We start from the raw sequence: 23,749 nt of genomic DNA on the forward strand, positions 1-23,749 counted from the left end.
GAGCAGGCCTTAGCCTCCCGATCAGGCGTGGACCGCATCACGCGGCCGCGACCCGGAGGCAACATGTACGGTCCCCAGGGCAATAATGGCGGTACGCCCAACCGCTCGTCCAGGTCTCGCTCCACGAAGGTCACCGTCCCGGAGATTCGCTCCCGCAAAGGCGGTGAGCCCCTGGCGATGGTCACCGCGTATGACTTCACCATGGCCCGGTTGCTCGATGACGGAGGCGCCGACATCCTCCTCATTGGCGACTCTCTCGGGATGGTCGTGCAGGGGCACCCGACCACGCTCCCGGTGACGGTCGAGGAGATCTGCTATCACGGACGCGCGGTGGCCCGGGGGGCGAAGCGCGCGCACGTCGTCGGCGATCTCCCCTTCATGAGCTTTCAGCTCTCGCCGATGCACGCCCTCGAGAACGCCGGCAAGCTGATGAAAGAAGGCGGTTTCGAGAGCGTCAAGCTCGAGGGCGGCGCGGAGATCGCGGAGCACGTGCGCCGGATTGTGGTCGCTGGAATCCCGGTGATGGGGCACGTCGGACTCTTGCCGCAGTCCGTGCATGCGATGGGCGGCTTCAAGGTTCAAGGCAAGGGCGAAGACGCAGCCGAGCGTGTGCTGGCGGATGCCCGCGCTCTCGAGGAAGCTGGCGCATACGCCATCGTCCTCGAAGCGATCCCGCCCGATCTCGCCGAGGCCATCACGGCCGCCATCTCGATTCCCACCATCGGCATCGGTGCTGGGCCCGCGTGTGATGGGCAGGTGCTCGTCTGCTACGACCTCCTCGGCATGTTCCGCGAGTTCTCCCCGAAGTTTGCCAAGCGGTTCGCGGAGGTCGGTGAGACCATCGTCGACGCGACACGCGCCTACGTCGACGAGGTAAGAAGCCGCGCCTTTCCGGCCGCTGAACACAGCTTCAAGCCGAACGCGCCGCGCCCGCTTCCCGTCCCCCCTGCGCCCGTCGAGCCCGCTCACGAGGGCGTCCCGCCCCACTGGCAGACGCACTGAGCACGCGCTCACGCAAAGCGGGATCGGGTGACCTGACCGACGACGCTGCCGCTCGGGTCACCTTTCTCCTTCGCACCGCCTGAACGGCTCACGCACCACCCTCCGCGGCAGCTTCTTGCTTCAGCCGGGTCCTCCCCAGCAGCCGGAGCAACAGCTCCAGCGTGACCAGCCCGAGCAACACCAGCGCCACGTGCGGTGACGCATCGACCGAAGCGCCGACTCCTCCGAGCGACGCCGCGCTCGCGCTCTCTTCCACCCTTCGCGGCCGAAGATCGATCTCGCGTTCTGGGATCGACACCACCCGCGACGACCGCTCACCATCCAGCGTCAACTCATAGAGACCTGCGAGCCCCGGCATCGCGCGCAGACGACGGTCCACCTCCACGACGGGTACGGGCTCGCGCCGCTCACCATCTCCCGGGTTCACCAGCCCGACCTTCACATCGCGGTACCCATCGAACGTCCACGTCTCCCCCGCCTCGATGCGACGCGCCCCCCCCCGAGCGCGGGCCGTGGAGACGAACTGCTCGAGCAAGGTCAGGAACGCCGGCCGCAGCACAAGATCGCTCTCCTCCGTGCTGAAGGGGAGCGTCGACGCCAGCACCACGCCTCGGCCCAGCGGTCGTCGTAGCAGCAGCGGGGCGCCATCCTGCCAGCGCACGAGAACCTCGGCGGGCGTCTCCAGCGCCACCGGCTCCAGCGATGCACGCCCCCGTGGCGCGACATCCTCCAGGCTCGCGGCGGATCCTCCGAGCAACGACGCTGTGGTCGTATCGATCCCTTGGACCGGGCTCGGACCCCAGCGCACCACCCCGGGCACGAGCGGATCGAAGCTCGCTCCGAGCGGGGCGGCCGCGGCTCGGGGGCCGAGCGTCAGCATGGCCACGCCCCCTCGCTCCACCCACGCCACGACCGCTCGACGGACCTCCGGTGTGAACCCAGGAGCATCGTCCACGACGAGCGCTGCATGCGTGCCCAGGGCCTCAGGGCTCTCAGGGGCCTCCGGCAAGGGGCGTATCTCCGCATCCAGCTCCAGCGCCGCGAGCGCCTGCTCCAGCGGAGGAGGCCCTCCGGTCACCACCTGGGTCGACGCCTGGTCGGCGACGACTGCAATCGACAGAGGGCCCCCGGCTGGCGCCAGAGGCGCCACGTCGTCGCTCCCGATGGCATCGCTCCCCGTCAGGGCCGCGGTCAGCGCATCCGGCGCCTGCTCCGGCAGCTCCGCGACCAGCTCCCCCGAGCGCAGCCCCGCATCGAGCTCCACCCTGGCGAGCACCGCATCCTTCGAGCGAATCTCCACCCACCTCCCGGCTGCGACCGGGCCCGTACAGGCGACCCTCACCCTCGCCCGTCTTCCTGTGCGCTCCGCCCTCAGGACCGCGCAATCGTCTCCCGAAGCAACCAGCTCTGGGAGCGGGACCCACAGCGCCACATCGCCGCCTCTTCCGAGAGGCGGCCCATCCGGTGCGCCATCGGCGAGATCGCTGAACAGCACCACCCGCTTGTCCACCTGCTGCAGCCCTTCGAGCAGATCGTGGGCGAGCGCGAGGGCGCCATCGAGATCCGTGCTCCTGTCGGAGGGCGTGAGCCCATCGAGCGCATCGTCCACCGCCGCGAGGTTGGTGGTGGAGGCCAGAGCAACCCTCGGCGGAGAGCCTGCAAGCACGACGGCAGCGGCATCTCCGGGGGCCAGCCCCCGAGCGAGCTGGCGCGCACCCTCCACGGCGCGCTCGAACCGTCCCTGCCCGCTGGGCAGCGGCGCGCGCATGCTCAACGAGTCATCGAGCACCAGCACCATGGCGATCGAGGCGCCACCCTGACGGGCGAAGGAAAGGTGACTGCAACGCAAGAGCGGGGTCGCCCCCAGCAGTGCCAGCGCCGCGATGGAGAGGGCCCGCACGGCGAACAGCGTTCGGTCCTCCAGCGCACTCCGCCGTCGAGCGGCGGGCCTCGTCGCAGGAACGAGGTGAGCCGCAGGAAACGACTGTTCCTCTGCGTAGCGTCGCCGAAGGAGGTGCGCTGCCACCGGGGCTGCGACGAGCAGACCGACGAGCAGCGCGAGCGCCGTGACGAACCCCATCGTGCGCCTACCTGTTCACCAGTGCGAGCAGGCCAATCAAGCCCACAGCCAGCGCGAACAGCGCCTCTCCGGCGATGAGCCCCCCGCCCACGAGCGACGTCGAGCTCATGTCCTCGGGCAACTCGTCCCCCTCCACCTTCTCCTTCGGCCCGGCCGCGTCGGCCATCTGCTCCTTCGCCTCGCCCTCTGCCGAGCCACCCTCGGCCGCCATCACCTTCGCCGGCTTCGTCGTCAGGGTATTGATCAGCGACGACAGCGCGCCACCCGCCGCGAACCACGCAGCCACCACGAGCTCCACGAACCCACCGAACGACGAAGCGTAGGGGCTCGGCAGGAGCACGGTGTCGAGCACCCAGCCCGTCGCGAACCCGCCGCGCGAGCCATGGACGAACGCTTTGTAGCGCTCGCTCTTGTGCAGCGACTTGCGCACGATCTCCGTCACCAGGCCGATGGCCAGGCCCAGCCCCAGGGCCTTCACCTTGTAGGGGGGAAGATCCCCCAGATCGCGGAGCGCGCCGACGAACTTGTACGTCATCGCGCTCTGCCACTGATCCACCTTCGCCTCCGGGTGCGCGAAGGTGTCGATCGTCAGCACGGGATAGGCCTTCATGAAGACGTTGGCGAGCACCACGCAGAGCACCGCCCCCATGAACACGCCGACGACCTGGAACCTGAACTGGATCACCCGGTTCGTCCCCAGCCGCCACCCCGTCGACCGGTCCTGCTGCATGTCCACGCCGGTCGAGCATGACGCGAGCAGGATCGCGGCCGCCATCAGCCCGACCGTCGGATCCTTCAGCCCCAGCCCCGACATCAGCAGCACCGAGATCACGAAGGCGCTCGAGATGGGGTTCGAGTCGCTGATGCCGCACGAGATGCCGTTGATCAGAACGAACACCGACGACAGCGCGATGGCGAACAGGATGAACCCGAGAGGCTGCCCGAGCAGCAGCGTCGCCACCAGTACGAGCGCCACGCCCCAGAACAGGACCCAGGCGATCAGCCGTCCCATGTTGACCTGCTTCCAGGCGGGTTCTTCGGGCTGAGCAGCCTGCTCCGCGGCGGCGGTACGCAGCCGGCGCACCGCCTCGACGCCGATCAAGCTCAGGTCCACGATCGCGGCGCCCAGGATCATCGCCAGCGCGATCAGGAACCCGATCTTCCGGAACGGCTCACCCTCCTGGAGCCACCCGATCGACACCAGGTAGGGCGTGATCGCCCAGCCCACGAGGCCCATCGTCAAGCCCGCCCCTGCGATGCGCGAGCCGACCACCATCCCGGCCCCGATCGTCGAACCGCTGATCCCCGTCGCTCCGAAGAACTTGACCTTCTCCACCAGGAAAGCGAACGCCGCCCCCAGGCCGACGCCGCTGCTGAGCTGACCGATGGACTTCTTGAGCAGCCGCTTGTCCGTCAGCGCCCGCAGGATGTTGGCGACCGCATGTCCCGACGGGTACTCCAGCTTCAGCCGATCGACGAGGATCGGCGTGTACAGCATCCCGAGTCCCACCCCGAACATCCCGATGCAGCAGAAGAACAGCACCAGCGGCCCCACGGGCGGCATGGGCATCTTCATCCAGACCATCGCCTGGATCAGCACCGCCATCGCCGACAGCGAGGCCACCGACGCGGCCATCGTCTGCATGTAGTTCGCGCCGTGCTTGCCTTCCGGTCCATAGCCGTAGGTGACAGCGCTACCGAGGATGCCCGCGAGCACCTGACCCCCGACGAAGAAGCCGAGGCTGAAGTTCATGTACGCCGCGGCGATGCCGCCCAGCGGCCCGAGGATGAAGATCGCCACGGCCGCCAGCAGCAGGTAGTACCCGGGCGATCCGATCGGCGGGAGGAACTTGAACTTCGGAGGGCTCTCTCCGACGGCGTCCGGAGCAGCTGCAGATGAGGAAGTGGTGGACATGCGCGCGGCAGTGTATCCCGGCTCGCGGGGGTGATGGCGGTTCATCCCCACCCCTCACGGCGTCGTCTTGACAGCACCTGGAGGGTTCGCGCAACCATGCGCTCCACTGGCACGAGCGCGAGGGGGGGCCCACCGGAGACGCATGAGTTCGACGCACGAGAAGCTGTTCGACCTGTCGATGGGGCTCCTGGTCACCATCACCGCCGAGGGATACTTCAAGGAGCTCAACCCCGCCTGGATCGACCTGCTCGACTGGAGTCTCGACGAGCTACGCCGCACGCCCTTCATCGACTTCGTTCATCCCGACGACCGGGAAGCCACGCTCGCCGAGGCATCGAAGCTGCTCGAGGGGCAGCCCACGATCCACTTCGAGAACCGCTACCGTCACCGGGACGGCTCCTACCGCTGGCTCTCCTGGACCGCGAGCGCGGACATGGACGCCGCTCCTTCCGAGCGACTCATCTACTGTGCGGCCCACGACATCACGTTGCTTCAGGAGTCGAAGCTCCAGCTCGAACGAGCGCTGGAGGAGACCCAGGCCCTCGAAGCAGAGCTGCGGATCCAGCACGAGCGGCTGCGCAGCACCCTCGATTCCATCTCCACACCCCTCATCCCCATCACCGATCGCGTGACGGTCATGCCACTCATCGGCCAGATGGATCCCGACCGGGCCAACCGGGTCATGTCGGGGGCCCTGGAAGGGGTCCAGGCGCGTCAGACCAGCGTGGTCATCCTCGACGTGACCGGCCTCGTGGAGATCGACACCCAGGTCGCCTGCGCGGTCGTGAACACCGCACGCGCGCTGCGCCTGCTCGGCGCGCAGACGATGCTCACCGGCCTTCGCCCCGCCGTCGCCCAGACCCTGGTCAACCTCGGCCTCGATCTTCAAGGCATCGTCACCCATGGAACGCTCCAGGCGGCCATTGCCTCCGCCTTGAGCGAGGCCGTCCCGTCCCGCTCCTCACGCCTGTCCAGGTGAGCGCCCGCTCGACGTACGTCACCTCCCGGCAGCCTGAACCGTACGCTCCTTCCCCCGAACCGCTTGACGCCTCCGTCGCTGTGCGGAGGATACCTCTCGTGCCTCGCCTCTGCGCGCCGACGCCGCCCTCCTTCCTGAGGGCCGACCCGTGAGCTCCAGCGCCGGGCGGAGCCGCGCCAAGTTCCCCATCGACTGGGGCTCTCTCGCCCCCTTGCGGATCCGCGCGCGCATCGTCGCCGACGGTGTCTTCGCCGGCATGCACCGCAGCGTCCGCAAGGGCGCTGGCGTCGAGTTCGGCGGACAGCGTCCCTATGTGCCCGGGGATGACCTGCGCTTCTTCGATCGGCGCGCCTTGCTTCGCCACGATCGCCTCATGGTCCGCGAGTTCGAGACCGAGACCGATCGCGCCGTCTGGCTCTGCGTCGACGCCAGCGCGTCCATGGCGTGGCGAGGCCCCAAGGCGCCCGGCGCCAAGCTCGCCTATGCCGCGCTCCTGGCCGCGGCGACCGCGCGCGTGGCCGTCGCCTCGGGCGATCCCGTCGGCCTAGCGTGGCTCGGTGGCGACGCCACCCGGGATCTCCCCGCGGTCGCGGGCCGTGAGGGCTACGACCGCGTGCTCGGCGCCCTCGAGTCTGCTGCCGGTGCCCTGGACCTCAGTGGAAACGACGCCGCCGTCGAGCGTGCCCTCGCCCCCGTCGCCCGCAAGGCGCGCCGCGGGGCGGTCATCGTCCTCTTCTCCGACCTGCTCGACCTCCCCCCGCGCACCCTGTCCGCCTTCAGTGCCCTCGCCACGGGCGGACGAGTGCTCGTCGTCGTCCAGGTCCTCGACCCCGCGGAGGCGACCCTCGATTTCCAGGGCCATGTCCGCTTGCGCGCCGTCGAAGGCGACGCCGTCGTCGAAGCCGACATCGAGGCCGTCCGCGCCGAATACAAGAAGCGGCTCGCCGACATCGCCACCACCTGGGATCGCGAGATCACGGGGCGTGGGGGCCGCTTCCTCCAGGCCACCACCGATGCCGACGCCACCGAGATCGTCCGCGCCATCGTCACGGCCTCGGCCACCGGTCCACGGTAACGGCGCGACCTCCGCCCATCCCGACCGCGCTGACCGCGCGTCGGCCCGTGCACGCCAGCTCAGCCGCCCGAGGCCCCGTGATCACAGTGGCAGTCACGGCAGCCCTCGGTCGCACACGCCCCGCAGCACTGCACGACCTGCTTGCGCAGCGCCTCACGCGCCCGGTGCAGGCGCACACCGGCGTTGTTCGGCGTGATCCCGGCCTCCTTCGCGTAGACCTGCACACTCATCCCTTCCACGTCGACCCGCTGCAGGGCCTCCGCGTAGCTCTCTTTCAGCGTCCCCACCAGCGACCCCACGCAGGCGCACACCACCCCGAGCAGCTCCGCGTCCGGCGCCGCTTCCACCGGCTCCGGCTCCTCCGCGAGCGTGTCGAGCGCCCGCCGCTCCGCCCCGCGCCGACGGAAGTGATCCACCAGCGCGTTGCGCAGCAACCGGTAGAACCAGGCCGTCGCCGACTCCCCGGACCGGAGCGTCCCACCGCGCGCGATCCCTCGCACGAACGCCTCTTGCAGGATCTCCTCCGCCACCTCGCGCCGCTCCACCCGCCGCTCCAGGAACGTCAGGAACCGCGCGTGGTTTTCGACCAGAAGCTGCATCGCCTCCGGCGTGAGCCCCGTGCTCGGCCCCTCCTCGCCCTCGAGGGACACCGACGGCTCCGTGGACGCGACTTCCGACATGCTCCTTCTCCTCGTCTCGTCACGAAACATGACGCCTCGCAGCGGAGACAGCCAGCTCCCTGCGAGACGCCCTGCTCTCTTCCATTCGCCTCAGCCGCCGCAGCACGACCCTTCCGGGCACGCGCAGCCTGCACCGCACGGGCAGCTCGGACCGCAGGGGCACGTTGCGGGCGCCCTCTCGACGACCTCGACCGGGGTGCGGTCGGTCTCACCGCAACCGGCCTTGCAGCCACAAGAGGAAGCGTTCGATGCCTGATGCTGGGTCTTGCTCATGATGCTCTCCATCCGGGGAGGTGACCGATGACGATGCCCGCCCCTACGGCGGCGCTCCCATCGTCCTCCTTGCCCCTGCTGACGCACCAACGCCGAGGGCATTACACCTCCCGGACGGCCCCCTCGAACATCTCGTCGCTGTCCCGTGGTCCCTGCGGACCACCGCTCACCGGATCACGATCGAGTACGGCGGTAGGTTCCCCTGCGTCGGCGCGTCCGCTTGACCCGCCTGGAAGAGCAGGTAGCCCGCCGTGAAGCCCACCCCGGCGGCCAGCGCAGCACCCCCGGCGACCAGCAGCCACGCCGGCAGACCCGTGCGTGCCGCGGGATGCAACGTCACCTGGATCAGCCGCACCTTGTCGTCCTGGATCACCACCTCCGACTGGTACGGCTGCATCCCGGCGCCCGTCACCCGCAGCGTGTGACCTCCACTCTGCAGCGTCCCCGCGTACCGCCCCTGCCCGACCACCCGACCATCGATCGCGATCAGATCGTTGGCCCCCGCCGTCACCTCCAGGCGGCCCTCGTGCACCTCGGCTTCGAGCTTCACCTTCAGATCGAAAACGACCCCCCCGACCACCTGATGCCGCTCGTCGAAGGGCAAGAACCCCTTCTTCGTCACCCGGATCCGCCGGAACCCCATGTCCACCAGCAGCGGCCGGTTCAGTGGCGTCACCCCCACCGACTCGTCGTCCACGTGGATGGTCGCGTCGCGCTCGTTCACGATCAGCTTCATCGTGCTCACGAACGCCCGCATGGTGGTGATCAGGTAGAGCGCGCCCTGCCGGTCCTCGTCGGTGAGCTGCTCTCCGCGCTCCACCTGGTAGCGCTCCAGCAAGCGGATCGCGCGCGCGTAGTGCCTCAGGTTCTTCTCGCAGAGCGCCATGTTCCAGAGGGTGTTGGCGTTCCCCGAGAGATCGTACGCGCGCTGGAATGAGACCAGCGCGCCAACGTAGTCCCCGTCCTCGTACAGCACCCGCGCCGCGTCGTAGGCCGATTTCGACGGATCTGGCGCCCTGTTCTCCGACCTGAGAGAGGCGGCTCTGGCCCCCTCTGCTTCGTCGGACTTCGCCGCGCCAGGCTCCTCCGCTCCCGAGCCTGCTGCGCTCGGAGCCGGCTGCGCCGCAGCTCCAGCCGGCGTGAAGAGGACGACGAGGACCAGGGCGACGCAGCGGTGCAGCTTCACGGAGATCACTTGAGCGGGGGGGCACTGTACAGGAACGGCACGGAAGACGACGCGGCCGGAGGCGCCGACGCAGGTCGAGACGATGACGTCGTGGTCGACGTCCCGGTCGGCGTTGGCTGGGGGGCACGCCGCCATGAGGCCGACGCTCGCGCCGCTGGAGATGCCGAGGGCCCCAGGGGTCGCACCTCTGCCGTGAGGGCCGCCGCCATTGCTGCCGAAGGCGCAGAGGGGGCTGAAGGCTCCGAGCCTTCCGAGGCGGGCATCGGGTTCAAATCTGCCGCGTCGCCGGGGGAGGGGGCGTGCCCGTGAGGCTTCATGTTCTCCCCGGTGCCAGGCGGCGTTTCCGGGTCTGGCGTGAGCGCCCCCTGCGCCCCCAACGGGCCCCGGTCTCCGAAGCGCACCCCGACCACGATCCCTCCGACGAGCACGGCCGCACTTCCGAAAAGCGCCCAGCGAACGCGGCCCTGACGCCCCGTCGGTCGGCGCCTCCCCGAGAGCGCCTCCTCCGCTCCAGCGTGAAGGAGGATTCCCCGCACGCGCCCTGCCGTGTCCCGGGCGCGCTCCGAGCCGAGTTCCGCCAGCGCCTCGGCGAATGCGGCGACATCCTCGAAGCGTCGCGCGGGGTCCTTCTCCAGACACCGCTGCACGATCGTCTCCAGCCGCCGCGGCAGATCCGGCCGTAGCCCCCGGAGGGCCGGCGCGTCCTCGAACAGGATCTGACGCCGCAGCTCCCCGAGGGTCGCCCCGGCGAACGGCGGCGCTCCGGAGCACAGCTCGAACAGGATCGCGCCGAGCGACCAGATGTCGCTCGCGGGCACCACGCTGCGCGCCGACGTGAGCTGCTCGGGCGCCATGTAGAGCGGCGACCCGAGCATCTGCCGCGGGTGCGTGACGACCAGCTCCTCCGCGCTCGTCACCCCGCTATCGGGTTCCAGCACCTTCGAGATCCCGAAGTCGAGCACCTTCACGAACGGTGAGCCGTCGGGGCGCCGCGTCAGGAACAGGTTCGACGGCTTCAGATCGCGGTGCACGATCCCCAGCGCGTGCGCCTCCGCGATCGCCTCGCAGGCCTGCAGCACGTAGTCCGCTGCCATCTCGGCGGAGAAAGCGCCCTCTCGGCGCAGCAGCGACCCCAGGTCTTCACCCTCCAGATGCTCCATCACGATGTAGGGCTCACCCGAATCGAGCCGCCCCACATCGAGCACACGCGCGACGTGATCGCCTTTGATCCTCACCGCCGCGCGCGCCTCACGCAGAAAACGTGCGTCGGCACCCGGGCGCTCCAGCGCCGCCGGCAGCATCAGCTTCAGCGCGACCCGCCCCCCGAGCTCCACGTGCTCGGCGGCGAGCACCACCCCCATGCCCCCGCGGCCGAGTTCGCTCTCGATCCGGTATTTACCGGCCAGCAGCGTCCCTCTCGCGATCTCGTGAGCCTTCGACGCGACGCTCACGGCTGGGCTCTCTCGCACCGATGACCTCATGACGCCCCGGCTGACTTAACACCGCACCTGCGTCGAAACGTCAACCGCGCCGCGGCGTGATCACCTCGTGTCTCCAATAACGCCTGTCGCGCGCCTTTTGCTCGACTTGCGCATCTCTCGCTCGTTGCCACGCCTCACCCCCTCGAGCGCCCGCTGCTCCCCTGCGCTCGTCTGGGCCTCACGGACCGGCGGCTTGAACCGCGCCCGTGATCCACGCACGCAACCCCTCTGGATCGCGCGGTAGATCGTCAGGCCACAGACGCACCGTCCCATCCTCGCCCACCGACACGAACCCACGCCCTTCGGGCAGGACACGTGCGTCGTACACCTTCCCCGCGTGACCGCGCAGCACCATGGACTGCGACGTCACCAGATCCCACACACGCACCGTCCCGTCCTCGCCTGTGGAGATCGCCGTTCGACCGTCGGGCGCGGGGTGGAGACTCAGGACCCTCCCGGCGTGACCGCGCAGCTCTTGCGTCAGCGCGCCGCGTTCCACGTCCCACACCTGAGCGTTCGCCAGGCCGTTCAGACCGAAGAGGAGCCGGCCATCACGCGTGAACTCCAGGTGCGCGGCCCACGCCCCACCCGTCTCGATGCTTCGAGGGGGCGCACCGCCGAGATCCCAGAGCCGCAGCAGATGATCGAACCCGCCCGTCGCGAGCAGGCCACCCGCTGGCGAGAACACGAGTCCCGTCCCCCACCGATCGTGCCCCCCGAGGACCCGGACCTCCTCCCCGTCCGGATCCCAGAGCCGTACTGACCCGTCCGCGTGCGTCGTCCCGAGTCGACGTCCATCGGGAGAGAAGGCGATCCACTCCACGTCGCTCGTGACGCTTTGCAGCGCCCGCGACGTCCCGTCGGCGAGGCGGACGATGTGGACCGCCGCGCCAGCCACGGCGAGCCGTGTCCCATCGGGTGACAACGCGAACAGAGGATGGGCCGACCCTCCCGGCCGGTGCTGGTGCCGCGCGCGCCCCTCCCTGTCCCAGACGCGCACCATCCCATCATCGCCCGACGACACCAGGTAGGTCCCGTCGGCCGTGAACGCGACCCGGAGCACCCGATGCTCTGCAGACCCCTGAAAAACCCGTTGCTCGCCCGTATCGAGCGCCCGCACGTGGACCTCGCCCCTCGCGTCGCCCGTCGCCACGCGGCGGGACTGCGCGTCGATCTCCAGGGCGAGCGCCGGTGCCGCATGGCGCCCGAACACCTGACTCAGCCCCGCGTCCACCCGGAAGAGCCGTACCACCCCGTCGAAGCTCGCCGCGGCCAGAGCGCGGCTGTCGGGCGAGAAATCCAGGGCGAACACGGTATCGCGAGCGCCCGACAGCGTTCGCCGTTGATCGGTCTCCAGATCCCAGAGGCGCGTCGTCCAGTCACTGCCCGCGCTCGCCAGCCACCGTCCATCGGGCGAGAACATGAGTCGCGTGACGAGCCCCTCGTGCCCCCGTGCCACGCGCGACGTCCCCGTCGCGAGATCCCAGAGCCGCACCGTCCCGTCCACGTCCGCCGAAGCCAGCCGTCGCCCATCGGATGCGAACAGCATCCGAGCGACGGGCGCGTCGTGACCGACGAGCTCCTGGACCCGTCCTGTCGCAGGCTCCCAGAGTCGGACGATCCCGTCGCCGCCTCCGGCAGCGATGCGCTGGCCATCGTGCTGGATGTCGATGGGAAGGATCCCCAGGAGCCGCACGATGTCGGCATGGACGCTCACCGCGGCCGGAGCGCGCCGGACGGTCCCCGCGCCGACGTCGAGCCACGCCACCGCACCGGGACCCCTGCGCGACACCACCTCGGGGCCGGTCTTCCCCCCCAGGCCTGCGCTGACCCCGTACCGCCGATCCCTCGTGAAATAGGCCTTCACACAGAGCTCGGCGTCGTCGCACAGGGTTCGCCCCTCGCCCGTTTTCGCATCCCACCACCGCACCGTGCCGTCGTCGCCGTAGCTGAGCAGCGCCCCCTCGTCCGGCGTGAAGACCGCGTCGACGACCGCCTCCGTGTGCCCGAGCAGCGCCTTCACGGTGCCCTGCTCCAGATCGTGGACGCGGATCTGCCGGTCCAGACTGGTCGTGACCACGTAGCGGCCCGAGCTGGACACCCGCACCCCCCACGCCTCGTCGCTGTGGGTCGTCAGCACCCGATGCTGACCTCGCTCCAGATCCCACAGCCGGACGGTGCGGTCGTCGCTGGCCGTGTACAGAGTCCGCCCGTCGGGGGCGAAGACCATGCTGTTGATGTACATCCGGTGACCGCGCAGCACCCGCGCCACCCCGCGGCCTCGAGCGTCGGCGGCGAGCGTCCTCACCGCGCTCCACTCCGTGAAGCCCGGCGAGAGGCTCTGCAGCCAGGTCAGCGACTCGTTCGGATCACGATCCAGCGCCGTGCGCGCCTGCACGAGCAAGAGCTGATCGGCGCGGTCGACGGCGGCCTTGCGCGCCTCCTCGACGAGCACCAGCGCCTGCTCGGCCCGCGCCTGCTCCTCGGCGGCGTGATCCCGCGCGTGCATCACCCGCACGAGCCCGTAGGTCCCTCCCGCGAGCAGCACGAACAGCGCGGCGGCGGCGACCGACAGCGTCCCCCGGTGACGGCGCGCGAAGCGGAGCGCGAGCTCTCGCATGGAATAGCGGTGAGCCCCCACGAGCTGGCCGGCATGGAAGCGCCCCAGATCGTCCGCGAGTTCGCGCGCCGATGGGTATCTCGCCTCCGGACGCCGGGCCATCGCCTTGCCCACGATCGCCAGTAGATCCTCCGGTACCCCCGGCGTCCGCCCGGCGAGCGGCGGTGGGGGCCGCTGGAGCACCTCGCTCACCACCTTCCTCGCCGTACCCTCGTACGGCGGCGCGCCTGCGAGCAGGTGGTAGAGCATCGCGCCGATCGCGTACACGTCGGCGCGCTCGTCGACGGCGCCTCCCGCAGCCTGCTCCGGCGGCATGTACGCGGGCGTTCCCACCACCGTGCCCACCACCGTGAGCGCTGCCGTCGCTTGCTCTTCCGGAGGGGCCGCGTCCGACGGCGAGGCCGACGCCGACGCCTCACCGGGCGCCGCGGACAGCTCCTTGGCGAGGCCCCAATCGATGACCACCGTCTCGCCGAAGTCGCCGACCAGCACGTTGGCGGGCTTCAGGTCGCGGTGGATGATCCGCTCGGCGTGCGCGTAGGCCATCGCCTGGGCGACGGCGAGCACGTGGGTCACGAGCGGTAGCCGCTCATCGAGCCCGCGCGGCTCCTTGATCACCTCCGCGAGGGAGCGACCCGAGACCAGCTTCATCGCGTAGAAGGGCGCTCCCGTCGGCCATCGACCTGCCTCGTAGACCGGCACGATGGAGGGGTGCTGGAGGCGCGAGGTGAGCAGCGCCTCTCGCACGAAGCGGTCCTCGGCCTCCTGCTCCCGATCGATCAGCTCCTTCAGCGCCACCATGCGGCCCATGCGCACGTCCTCGGCGCGCATCACCCGGCCGAGTCCACCCTGCGCGATCTGGCCCGACACCACGTAGCGCGCCGGATCCACCTCCGACAGGAGGGCCGACGTCCACTGCGTCTCCTTCGTGGACGACAGCGATGCCGAGTCCGGGCTCGAGCGGATCGTGTCCGCCTGCATGGCCTGACGCGCTCAGCGACCCCGCCCCCGCCGCACAGCGGAGAGGGCGAGCGTGGCAGGGGCTACCAGAGGAGCGGGAGAGGGCCACGAACGAGCGCAGCCAGGAGGAAGCGAGGCCATGAACGCGGGGGGGATTGTCATCAATTTCATCCCCGCTCACCAGCGCCCTCTCGCGACGTGCTCGCCCCCTCGCGTCGTCACCTCGGGGCTTGGCGTCACCTCAGGGCTCGGCGTCGTCCTCTCGCCGGTCGGCGCCGGCCAGCCCGGCCGACGTCACCGTGGCGGCGATCCACGCACGCAGTCCCACCGGATCACGCGGCAGTGCGTCCCGCCACAGGCGCACGGTGCCGTCCTGGCCCACCGAGACGAAGCCGCGCCCATCGGGCAGGATCCTCGCGTCGTGGACCGTCCCCGCGTGACCGCGCAGGATCTGAGCCCGGCGGGTGGCCAGATCCCAGACGCGGACCGTGCCGTCGACGCTCGTGGAGACCACCGTGTTCCCATCGGCGGATGCGTGCGTGTTCGTCACCACACCCGCGTGGCCACGCAGCTCATGGCGGAGAGAGCCCGCCTTCACGTCCCACACCAGGATCGTCGCCAGCCCGGTGAGCCCCAGGAGCAGCTCGCCACCGCGCGCGAACTCGAGCGCGCCCACCCACAGCCCACCTGGCTGGATCGACCGGCGCTCGCTGCTCCCGAGCGTCCAGAGATCGAGCTGGTGATCGTGTCCCCCGGAGGCGATGAGGCCCCCCATGGGCGAGAACGCGATCGACACGGCTTCCCCCGTGTGCGCACCGAGAACCCGAGGCGGCGCATCGGACGCAGCTCCCCAGACGCGCACGATGTGGGCCGCATCCGTCGCGGCGATCTCCTCCCCATCGGCGGAGACGTCGATCGCGCGCAGCTCGCGCTCGAACCCCCGCAGCGCCTTCGAGTCGCCCGTGCTCAGGTGAAGGAACCGAGGCGCATCGCCGGCCACGGCGAGCCGCGACCCGTCAACCGAGAACGCGAAATCCGGAGCGGCTCCCTCCGTGTCGCTCAGCTTGCTCTCGACCTCGTGCAGCGTCCGGCCTTCGGTGTCCTGGATGCGCACGACGCGATCCTCCCCGGAGGACACGATGCTCGCTCCATCCGGCGAGAACGCCACCTGCCGCACCTTGCCTCGGTGCCCAGAGAGCGCGCGCGCGGACCCCTCATCCACGCTCCAGAGGAGGACCTGACCATCCGCCCCTCCGGTCACCGCCCGCGGCGCGCGTCCCTCCCGCGCGTCGAGCCCCAGCGTGAGCGCCGGCCCCTCGTGACGTCCGAGGATCCGGCTCGACCCGGCATCGACCCGGAAGATGCGCACCACCCCGTCCACCCCCGACGCCGCGAGCGAGCGACCGTCCGGCGAGAACGCCAGCGTGAGCAGCACGTCCCGCGCCCCGTGCAGCACCCGCCGCTGATCCGTTTCCACGTCCCAGAGCCGCGCGCTGTGATCCGCGCCGCCGCTGGCCAGCCAGCGCCCATCGGGGGAGAACACGAGTTCGTAGACTGGACCCTCGTGGCCACGCGCCACCCGCATGGTGCCGCGCTCCAGGTGGCGCAAGCGCACCACCCCGCTCTCGTCGGCCGAGGCGAGCCACTGCCCGTCGGGAGAGAAGCGCACCCGGAACAGCGGCGCCTCGTGATCCGCGTAGCTGCGGAGCGTCCCCGTCCCCGGTTCCCAGACCCACAGCCGCCCGTCCTCGTCGCCCGCCGCGATCCTGCGCCCGTCGCGCATCAGATCCATCGGCATGAAACCCATGAGCCGCACGATGTCCGGGAGTACCTTCACCGGCAGGGGAGGGCGCTTCAGCGCGCCCGTCTCCAGGTCGAGCAGCGCAAGCTTCCCCGCGAGGTCCGCGACCACCGCGCTCCGCCGATCCTGTGACACCACGACCTTCGTGCAAGCGCCGCTGTCCGCACACAGGACACGCGCCATCCCGGTCGCGAGATCCCATCTGCGCACGGTGGCGTCTCCCGCGAAGCTGAACAGCGACTGCCCGTCGGGCGTGAACACCGCCCCATTCACGGAGCCCGTGTGACCTTTCAAGGTGGTGGCCGCGCCGGTCGCCACGTCGACCACCCGCACCTCCTGGTCCTTGCTGGCCGTCGCGATCCTCCGCCCGTCGGGTGACACGCTCAGCCGCCAGACCTCGTCGCCGTGGGTGACCAGCTCACGGTGCTTGCCGCCCACGAGATCCCACGCCCGCACCGTCCGATCGTCGCTCGCGCTGTACAGCGTCTTGCCGTCGGGCGCGTAGACCACCGTGCTCACGAGCTTCCGGTGACCACGCAGCATCCGCGCGATCCCGCGCCCCTCGGCGTCGACGGCGAGCGCGCGCACCGTGTCCCATGCCTCGAACGACGACGACAGGCTGGCCAGCCGGACCAGCGTCTCGTTGGGATCGCGCTCCAGCGCCGTGCGTGCCTCGACGAGCAAGAGCTGATCGGCGCGATCGACGGCGGCCTTCCTCGCTTGCTCCGCCTGCTCCCGCGCGCGCTCGGCCATCACCCGCTCCTCGGCCTCCCGATCACGCGCGTGCATCACACCGAGCACACCGTAGGTCCCCCCCGAGCCGAGCACGAGCGCCGCCGCCGCCGCGACCGACAGCGCCGCGCGATGACGCCGCGCGAAGCGGAGCGCGAGCTCCCGCCTGGAGTAGCGGTGTGCCCCCACGAGCTGACCGGCGTGGAACCGCCCCAGATCGTCGGCGAGCTCCCGCGCCGACGGGTATCGCTCCTCCGGCCGCCGCGCCATCGCCTTGCCGACGATGGCCAGCAGATCCTCCGGCACCCCTTGCGCCCGCTCCGCGAGCAACGGTGGCGGCTGCTGGAGCACCTGGTTCACCACCTTCCTCGCCGTGCCCTCGTACGGCGGCGCGCCCGAGAGCAGGTGGTAGAGCATCGCGCCGACCGCATACACGTCCGCCCGCTCGTCGACGGCGCCTCCCGCAGCCTGCTCCGGTGGCATGTATGCCGGCGTCCCCACCACCGTGCCCACGACGGTGAGCGCATCCCGTGCCCACTCCTCGGAATCCATCTCGTCCGTGGGCGCGACCGACGTGCGCACCTCGGACCGGTCCGGTGGCAGCTCCTTGGCGAGCCCCCAGTCGATGACCACCGTCTCGCCGAAGTCGCCGACCAGCACGTTGGCGGGCTTCAGGTCGCGGTGGATGATCCGCTCGGCGTGCGCGTAGGCCATCGCCTGGGCGACGGCGAGCACGTGGGGCACGAGCGGCAGCCGCTCATCGAGCCCGCGTGGTTCCTCGATGACCTCGGCGAGCGAGCGCCCCGCGACCAGCTTCATCGCATAGAACGGCGCTCCCGTCGGCCAGCGCCCCGCCTCGTAGACCGGCACGATGGAGGGGTGCTGGAGCCGCGAGGTGAGCAGCGCCTCCCGCACGAAGCGGTCCTCGGCGTCGCCACCGCGATCGATCAGCTCCTTCAGCGCGACCAGACGGCCCATGTGCACGTCCTCGGCGCGCATCACCCGGCCGAGCCCACCGCGCGCGACCATGCCGCTGACCACGTAGCGCTTCGGATCCACCTCCGGCAGCCGCGCCGCCGTCCACCGCGTCGTGCCCCCCCGGGATACGGGCGCCGCGTCTTCGGGCGGCGCGTCGAGCGTGTCCGGCAGCGTCTCCGCGTCTCCCCGCGTCTTGCGGAGCGGCGCTTCGGTGGCCCCCTCGGCGCGTGGGTCCTGAAGCGTGTCCGCCAGCATCGACTCCTCGCTCAGCGGACCCGCCTCCGTCGCGCCGCGAGCAGCGCCAGCCCTGCGACGGCGGCAAGGCCCCCCTCACGCCGTCCCTCCGAGCCCCCGCCCGCCGTGCGGCAATCGCAGCCAGCATCCTCGGCGATGGCGGGCACGTCCACGCCCCCGACGACCTCGTCCTCGGGGCCGCCGTAGCCCACGCCGCGCACCGTCACGATCTGCAAGGGCGCGTCGGGATCGTTCGAGCCCACGAGGACCTTCGCCACGAACTCCCCGTTCTTCTTCGGCACGAAGCGGACCGCCGAGTCGACCGTGATCCCCGGCTCGATCTGCACCGTGGGATCGAAGACCTCGAAGTTCGTCGGATCGTCGGTGACCACGGTCGCCGCCACCAGCGCCTCGCCCGCGTTGTAGAGCGGGAACGGCTCCAGGTTCTTCTGCCCCACCTCCACGTTGCCGAAGTTGATCTCCGTCTCCGAGAGCACGAGATCGGGCAACGGCACCCGCACCCGCTTCGTGTCGAAGATCCAGTCGTCCTCGGTGATCGGGAACCCGATGGGGATGTCGACGATGGGGATCGACCACGTCTGACCGAGCAGCTCCACGTAGAACGCGGGGATCAGGTGGAGCGTCCCGTCGTACTTCACCGTCCCTTCGGGATGCACATCCAGCTCGATCGCAGGCCCGCCCGGGTACGTGGTGCTCGTCGCGTCGCCGTCGTACGTCAGCTCGCCGCCGGCCACGGTCGGTCCGTCGGCCTCGGCGACCACGATGCTGTGGGTCTGGTAACGAGACGCGACCTCCATGGCCACATCCAGCTCGAAGCCACCATCGATGCCCGGGATCGAACCACCGACGATGCTGCCGATGGAGACCTTTGCCAGCCGCACCGGGTTGGTGGTGCTCGACAGCCCGACGCCCGGATCCCACCCCCAGCCATCGAACGTCGTGTCGGCCTGCACCGCGAAGTCGATCTGGGGCACGTACGGCAAGTTGCCGACCCAGGTGAACGTCTGCCCGAGGACCGAGATGTTGATCGCGCCCTGCGCTCCGACGTCGAGCCCGTAGTGGTAACTGAACGCGCTGCCTGCGCGCGTCCCTGGCGCGGTCAGGTGGAAGACCTCCGGCCACGCCGTGTCCAGCGCGCCGCGGAGGCTCACGGCCGTATTGGCGTAGACCGCAGCCCAGAGGTGCACCTGGAGCGGCGAGCCTTGCGGGACCCACCCCGTGTCGAAGTTGAACTCGATGGGCAGCGCGTTGATCTTCTCGAAGTGCAGCCGGCCGGTCTTGCACGTGAGCGGCTCGTCCGCGCATGGCTCTGCGAGCACGTCGTATGCCGCGGCCTCGCCGGGGGAGAGGAACACGGCGGCGGCCGTGACCGCCGTCGCGAGTGGAAGCGCCAGGTGGAACGGCGAACGGCTGCGGGGCCTGAGCGGGTACATGGGCGGGAGCGTGATTGTCAGGGATTTCCCTCCGTCCGACCAGACGGCTGTGCTCTCCCGCTGGTGGTCTGGGCGTCCGTCAGGTGGCAGCGGGACGCCAGAGAGCCGCCATTTCCGGTGCGCTCGACCGTTCTCACGGTAACTCGACCTCCTGGAGGAGATGGGGGTGACGTCCTGGAGGAGATGGGGGTGACGTCCTGGAGGAGATGGGGGTGACGTCCTGGAGGACGACGGCGTCATCCTGCGGGTGATGAGGTTCCATCCCCGAGGACGACAGCGACGTCCTGGAGGACGACGGCGTCATCCTGCGGGAGATGAGGTCTCATCCCCGAGGACGACAGCGACCTCCTGGAGGACGACGGCGTCATCCTGCGGGATGTGGTGTGACGCCCTGGAGGACGACGACGACGTCCTGGAGGAGGAGCGCGTCATCCTGCGGGATGTGGTGTGACGTCCTGGGGGACGATGGCGATGTCATGGAGGACGTCATCGTCGTCCTAGAGGTGATGCGGTGATCTCCGCCTGGAGCACGCTGGCTTCCTCGAAGAGAACGCGACGACCTGGAGGAGAGGCGCTCGGTGGGGGTCGAGGGGAGCCGAAGCGTTGCGCGCGACGAGCTGGGGCGCGGCTCAGAGCCTCCCCACCAGCGTCCCGATGGCGATGCCGAGCGCGGCGAACACGACGGCGATCAGCAGCCACAGCGTCGTGTCGCTGAGGCGACGCTTCGAAACGGTGGGAGCCACGCTCACGACGGGAAGGGGCCGGGGCGCGGGCTTGCCGCCAGGCGGTGCGGAGTCGACGGGCAACGTCTCGGAGAAGTTCGCGGGGGAGCCAGCGGAGAGGAGCGTCGAGCCGGAGGGAGCCTCGCCCGGCACGGTGGCCGAGTGTTCGAGCGCGCTGCGCCGCATGTCGTTGATGGTCACCGAGTGTTCGAGCGCGCTGCGGCGCATGTCGTTGACGGTCGAAAGGCCAGGGGTCGCCACCACACGGTTTGCGCTGTGGCAGGCCGCGAGCGCCTCCCCGAACGCCTGCGCGCTCGGATAACGGTCCTCGGGGCGCTTGGCGAGGGCGCGCAGGATCACCGCTTCGAGGACGGACGAGATGGCGCCGTCGGCGCGCGCCGAGCGGGGCGGGGGGACCTCGTCGCCGAGGTGCGCCGTCATGGCGGCGATGGCCGTACGGCGCGGGAAAGGCGGCCGGCCCACCGTCATCTCGTAGAGGATGCAGCCGAGCGCATAGACGTCGCAGCGCAGATCGACCTCGTCGCCGCGGACCTGCTCGGGCGCCATGTACTCGGGCGTGCCGAAGATCATGTCCTGCTCGGTGAGGCCGGTGGTCATCTGCTCGCCCTGCATCACCTTGGCCAGACCGAAGTCCACCACCTTCACCTGCGGCGGAGCGGCGGGATCGCCGTCCGCGGGGGGCTTGAGCAGCACGTTGCCCGGCTTGAGATCCCGATGGATGACGCCAGAGGCGTGCGCGGAGGCGAGGGCGGCGCAGATCTGGAGTGCGAGCTCCACTGCGCGCGTCGGGTCGAGCGGCCCCTCACGCGAGAGCAGCGCCTCCAGGGAGGGGCCCTCGACGTGCTCCAGCGCGATCATCAGCAGGCCGTCGTGCTCCACGAAGTCGAGCAGGCGGACGAGGTGCGGGCCGTCCAGGCGCTTCAGGATGGTGGCTTCGCGGTGGAAGCGCTTGTGGACCTGCCGGTTGCCGCAGAGGTGACGGTGGATGATCTTGAGCGCCACGCGCTCGGCGACGACCTGGCCGTCGGTGCCACTGCCGCTGCCACTGCCGCTGCCGCTGCCGCTGCCGCTGCTGCGCGCGACGTCGCTGTCGCGCGTGCGCAGCGTCGCGGCGCCGTCCCCGCTCGCGCGCACGGTGAGCGCCTCGCCGTCGGTGTCGCTCTCGTCGTCAGGAGAGAACGGCGGCACGACGTCCTCGCGCGTGTCGCGGTCCCCGGCGCTGAGCGGGGGCTCCGCGCTCGCGAGGTAGACGATCCCGGAGGCGCCCTCGCCCAGCACGGCGTCGATCCGGTAGCGATCCGCGATCCGCTGTCCTGGCGCGAGCCGGCTGCGGCGCGGCTCGATGCCGTCGGCCATCGGGCTCACCGGCCACCGTCCGGCGGTGGCGCTCCCGCGTCGAGCGAGGCGTCCACCTCGGGGTCCGGCGGCGGCATCGCGCCGGGTGTCGTGCAGACCCGGAGGATCTTCGGGCTGATCTCCACGGGGTCGAGGATGGCCCTGGGGTCGGCCTTGCGCCACGCGCCGCATGCCGTCTCCGCAAGGCCGCCAGCATCGAGCGCGACGTAGGCCTCGACGAGCTGGCGCTGCACCGTGGCGATCTGTTGCGTCGCCAGTTCACCGAAGCCGAGCACCTTGTTGCCGCGCACCACGGCGTCGATGTACCGGCCGTTGCGCACGTCGGAGACCAGCAGCGGGATCTCGGCGTCGGCCCTCCGCTGCGCTTCGCGCACCTGGCCTGCGCCCTCCGACCGCACCAGGGCGCCCGAGCTGCTCGCTTCCTCACGGCCGGCGGCGGTGAGCGGCAGCTGGGTGATGGGGACCAGGATCACCGTGCCTCGGCGCAGCGGCTTCTGCTTCAGGTGGTTGTACTTGTCGAGCATCCACGCCTTGTCCCGTTCGCCCAGGAACCTGTACGCGACCGAGAGGAGCGTGTCCGTCTGGCCGACGACGTACCGGAGGTTGTACGGCACCAGGATCTCCTGGCCGTCGGCGGGCTCGATCCAGGGCATGGAGTCGTTCGAGAGGGCGAGGACGTCGCTGCGATCGGCGGCGCCGAGCAGCTCCTCGGCGAGGGACGCCCAGGTCTCGCCGCCACGGACGCGGCGGTGACCGACCGCGGGGATCTCCAGGCGCAGGCCCGGGGTGATGGGGACGCCGCTGCCCGTATCCAGGCCGTTGGCGGCGACCAGGACCTGTTCCATCTGGACCCGCCCGTACACCCGCTCGGCGATCTGGGCGAGGGTCTCGCCGCTGCGCACCACGTGCGGGAAGGCGACGGCCGCGTCGCTCGAAGCCAGGGCTGCGCTCAGCAAAGAGAAGGCGGCGATCCAGGATCTCCGGAGACTCACGGCCGCAAGGCTAACAGGCTCCGTGCAGGAGGGAACGGGGGCGCACGGAGCGGACGAGGTGGGCCTCGCTGCGTGCGGGAAGGACATGGCGCTCGATCGGCGCGCGTCATGCTGCTCGGATGGCGTGCGTCATGGAGATCACCGCGACGATCCCGAGCGCAGCCGCGGACGGCCACGCGCGGCCACGCGCGGCTGGTGGGCACGAGGCGGCAAGGACACCGTCGAATTCCACCCCCGGGCGCGATCCATGGCATGGTCGGCGAGACCCCATGAAGAGCTGCCTCCGCCGCGTTTCCGTCATCCTCCCCTTGCTGGGTCTCCTGGCCACCGGTTGCGTGAGCGCCGAGCGCTACGACAAGGCGATGGAGGAGTTCCAGCGCGTCCAGACGGAGAGCCGGCAGCGCGGGACGGAGATCGAGGGGCAGAAAGCGCAGCTCGCGCGCGCCGCGGCCGACCTCCAGGCGCGGGACGAGGAGCTGAAAGCGCGGGATGAGGAGCTGCGGGCGCGGGAGGTGCGGCTGCAAGAGGGGGCGACGGTGCAGGCCGATCTCCTCCGCCGGCTGGACGAGGCAGCGCTGCTCAACGCCGAGATGAGCGAGCGGCTGCGCAAGGCGGGCAAGAACGTGCAGGAGCTGGCCGGGGAGCGGGGGACGCTCGCCGCGGCGCTGGCCGAGACGCGCGGGAAGCTCGAGGAGCTGGCCCGGCAGCAGGCGGCAGCGGACGCGCGCGCGGCGGAGTTCCGCGAGCTGGAGGCGCGGCTGAAGCGGATGGTGGACGCCGGGCAGCTCCGGGTCACGAACCGCGACGGCCGGATGATCATCGAGCTGTCCAACGATGTGCTGTTCGACTCGGCGAAGACGGAGCTGAAGCCGGCGGGCAAGGCGGCGCTGGTCGAGGTGGCGCGGGTGCTGAGCACCATGGGCGGGCGTCGCTTCCAGGTGGCAGGCCACACGGACAACGTGAAGATGCAAGGGGCGCGCTTCGCCTCGAACTGGGAGCTGTCCACGGCGCGCGCGGTCGAGGTGGTGAAGCTGCTCGTCGAGAGCGGGATGAAGGCGGCGACGCTGTCGGCCGCGGGCTACGGGGAGTTCTCGCCGGTGACGAGCAACGACACGGCCGAGAACCGGGCGAAGAACCGGCGGATCGAGATCGTGCTGGTGCCCGACCTGGCCGAGATGGTGAAGGCCCCCGAGCCGAAGGCAAAGTAG

14 protein-coding genes are annotated in these 23,749 nt (G+C 70.5%); 4 read left to right on the forward strand and 10 right to left on the reverse strand.

The window, feature by feature from the left end; genetic code table 11:
* Positions 1–63 precede the first annotated feature (63 nt).
* The gene (gene panB, locus CMC5_RS07660; RefSeq protein ID WP_050435768.1) at positions 64–1,002 is read left to right on the forward strand and encodes a 3-methyl-2-oxobutanoate hydroxymethyltransferase; all 939 of its coding nucleotides are present in this window, start codon (positions 64–66) and stop codon (positions 1,000–1,002) included.
* Positions 1,003–1,090: 88 nt separating this feature from the next.
* Here panB and CMC5_RS07665 read toward each other — a convergent pair whose 3' ends face one another.
* Together CMC5_RS07665 and CMC5_RS07670 are read right to left on the reverse strand one after the other, a co-directional pair.
* Complete coding sequence (locus CMC5_RS07665; RefSeq protein ID WP_050429784.1) at positions 1,091–3,082, reverse strand: vWA domain-containing protein; 1,992 nt, start codon at positions 3,080–3,082, stop codon at positions 1,091–1,093.
* Between the two features lie 7 nt (positions 3,083–3,089).
* Positions 3,090–4,997, reverse strand: a complete 1,908-nt coding sequence (locus CMC5_RS07670) for an OPT/YSL family transporter (RefSeq protein WP_050429785.1) — start codon at positions 4,995–4,997, stop codon at positions 3,090–3,092.
* A 142-nt stretch (positions 4,998–5,139) separates the two neighbouring features.
* Between CMC5_RS07670 and CMC5_RS07675 the strand changes: the two genes are divergently transcribed.
* Together CMC5_RS07675 and CMC5_RS07680 are read left to right on the forward strand one after the other, a co-directional pair.
* On the forward strand, positions 5,140–5,976 hold the full coding sequence (locus tag CMC5_RS07675; protein WP_050429786.1) for a PAS domain-containing protein: 837 nt from the start codon (positions 5,140–5,142) through the stop codon (positions 5,974–5,976).
* Positions 5,977–6,124: 148 nt separating this feature from the next.
* A complete protein-coding gene (locus CMC5_RS07680) occupies positions 6,125–7,051 on the forward strand; it encodes a DUF58 domain-containing protein (RefSeq protein ID WP_245678340.1) in 927 nt (308 codons plus the stop codon).
* Between the two features lie 59 nt (positions 7,052–7,110).
* On the opposite strand, the gene CMC5_RS07685 is transcribed toward CMC5_RS07680, so the two are convergent.
* The 8 genes from CMC5_RS07685 to CMC5_RS07725 all read right to left on the reverse strand — a co-directional run bounded on the left by CMC5_RS07685 (position 7,111) and on the right by CMC5_RS07725 (position 22,541).
* A complete protein-coding gene (locus CMC5_RS07685; protein WP_082362312.1) occupies positions 7,111–7,731 on the reverse strand; it encodes an RNA polymerase sigma factor in 621 nt (206 codons plus the stop codon).
* Positions 7,732–8,170: 439 nt separating this feature from the next.
* Positions 8,171–9,190, reverse strand: a complete 1,020-nt coding sequence (locus tag CMC5_RS07695; protein ID WP_169796476.1) for a tetratricopeptide repeat protein — start codon at positions 9,188–9,190, stop codon at positions 8,171–8,173.
* A gap of 5 nt (positions 9,191–9,195) precedes the next feature.
* Entirely contained in the window at positions 9,196–10,641 is a 1,446-nt protein-coding gene (locus CMC5_RS07700) for a serine/threonine-protein kinase (protein ID WP_218920237.1), read from the reverse strand.
* A 208-nt stretch (positions 10,642–10,849) separates the two neighbouring features.
* Positions 10,850–14,272, reverse strand: a complete 3,423-nt coding sequence (locus CMC5_RS07705) for a protein kinase domain-containing protein (RefSeq protein WP_050429791.1) — start codon at positions 14,270–14,272, stop codon at positions 10,850–10,852.
* A gap of 220 nt (positions 14,273–14,492) precedes the next feature.
* Positions 14,493–18,017 carry a WD40 repeat domain-containing serine/threonine protein kinase gene (locus CMC5_RS07710; RefSeq protein WP_050429792.1) on the reverse strand — a complete coding sequence of 1,175 codons (3,525 nt, stop codon included), beginning with the start codon at positions 18,015–18,017 and terminating at the stop codon, positions 14,493–14,495.
* An 11-nt stretch (positions 18,018–18,028) separates the two neighbouring features.
* On the reverse strand, positions 18,029–19,450 hold the full coding sequence (locus CMC5_RS07715) for an Ig-like domain-containing protein (protein ID WP_050429793.1): 1,422 nt from the start codon (positions 19,448–19,450) through the stop codon (positions 18,029–18,031).
* A 629-nt stretch (positions 19,451–20,079) separates the two neighbouring features.
* Positions 20,080–21,549, reverse strand: coding sequence for a serine/threonine-protein kinase (locus tag CMC5_RS07720; protein ID WP_050429794.1), 1,470 nt, complete (start codon positions 21,547–21,549; stop codon positions 20,080–20,082).
* A gap of 5 nt (positions 21,550–21,554) precedes the next feature.
* Positions 21,555–22,541 (reverse strand): LysM peptidoglycan-binding domain-containing protein, encoded by a 987-nt coding sequence (locus tag CMC5_RS07725; RefSeq protein ID WP_050429795.1) that lies wholly within the window; start codon positions 22,539–22,541, stop codon positions 21,555–21,557.
* A gap of 269 nt (positions 22,542–22,810) precedes the next feature.
* Here CMC5_RS07725 and CMC5_RS07730 point away from each other — a divergent pair, with 269 nt between their 5' ends.
* Positions 22,811–23,749, forward strand: coding sequence for an OmpA/MotB family protein (locus tag CMC5_RS07730; protein ID WP_156338335.1), 939 nt, complete (start codon positions 22,811–22,813; stop codon positions 23,747–23,749).

Origin of the sequence: Chondromyces crocatus (assembly GCF_001189295.1) — a bacterium.
Taxonomy (GTDB): domain Bacteria; phylum Myxococcota_A; class Polyangia; order Polyangiales; family Polyangiaceae; genus Chondromyces; species Chondromyces crocatus.

Bases quoted from the DNA above. Each gene is read 5' to 3' on its own strand.
- CMC5_RS07685 (WP_082362312.1), bottom strand. From the start codon at position 7,731: ATGTCGGAAGTCGCGTCCACGGAGCCGTCGGTGTCCCTCGAGGGCGAG.
- CMC5_RS07730 (WP_156338335.1), top strand. From the start codon at position 22,811: ATGAAGAGCTGCCTCCGCCGCGTTTCCGTCATCCTCCCCTTGCTGGGT.
- CMC5_RS07665 (WP_050429784.1), bottom strand. From the start codon at position 3,082: ATGGGGTTCGTCACGGCGCTCGCGCTGCTCGTCGGTCTGCTCGTCGCA.
- CMC5_RS07705 (WP_050429791.1), bottom strand. From the start codon at position 14,272: ATGCAGGCGGACACGATCCGCTCGAGCCCGGACTCGGCATCGCTGTCG.
- CMC5_RS07675 (WP_050429786.1), top strand. From the start codon at position 5,140: ATGAGTTCGACGCACGAGAAGCTGTTCGACCTGTCGATGGGGCTCCTG.
- panB (WP_050435768.1), top strand. From the start codon at position 64: ATGTACGGTCCCCAGGGCAATAATGGCGGTACGCCCAACCGCTCGTCC.
- CMC5_RS07710 (WP_050429792.1), bottom strand. From the start codon at position 18,017: ATGCTGGCGGACACGCTTCAGGACCCACGCGCCGAGGGGGCCACCGAA.
- CMC5_RS07720 (WP_050429794.1), bottom strand. From the start codon at position 21,549: ATGGCCGACGGCATCGAGCCGCGCCGCAGCCGGCTCGCGCCAGGACAG.
- CMC5_RS07670 (WP_050429785.1), bottom strand. From the start codon at position 4,997: ATGTCCACCACTTCCTCATCTGCAGCTGCTCCGGACGCCGTCGGAGAG.
- CMC5_RS07715 (WP_050429793.1), bottom strand. From the start codon at position 19,450: ATGTACCCGCTCAGGCCCCGCAGCCGTTCGCCGTTCCACCTGGCGCTT.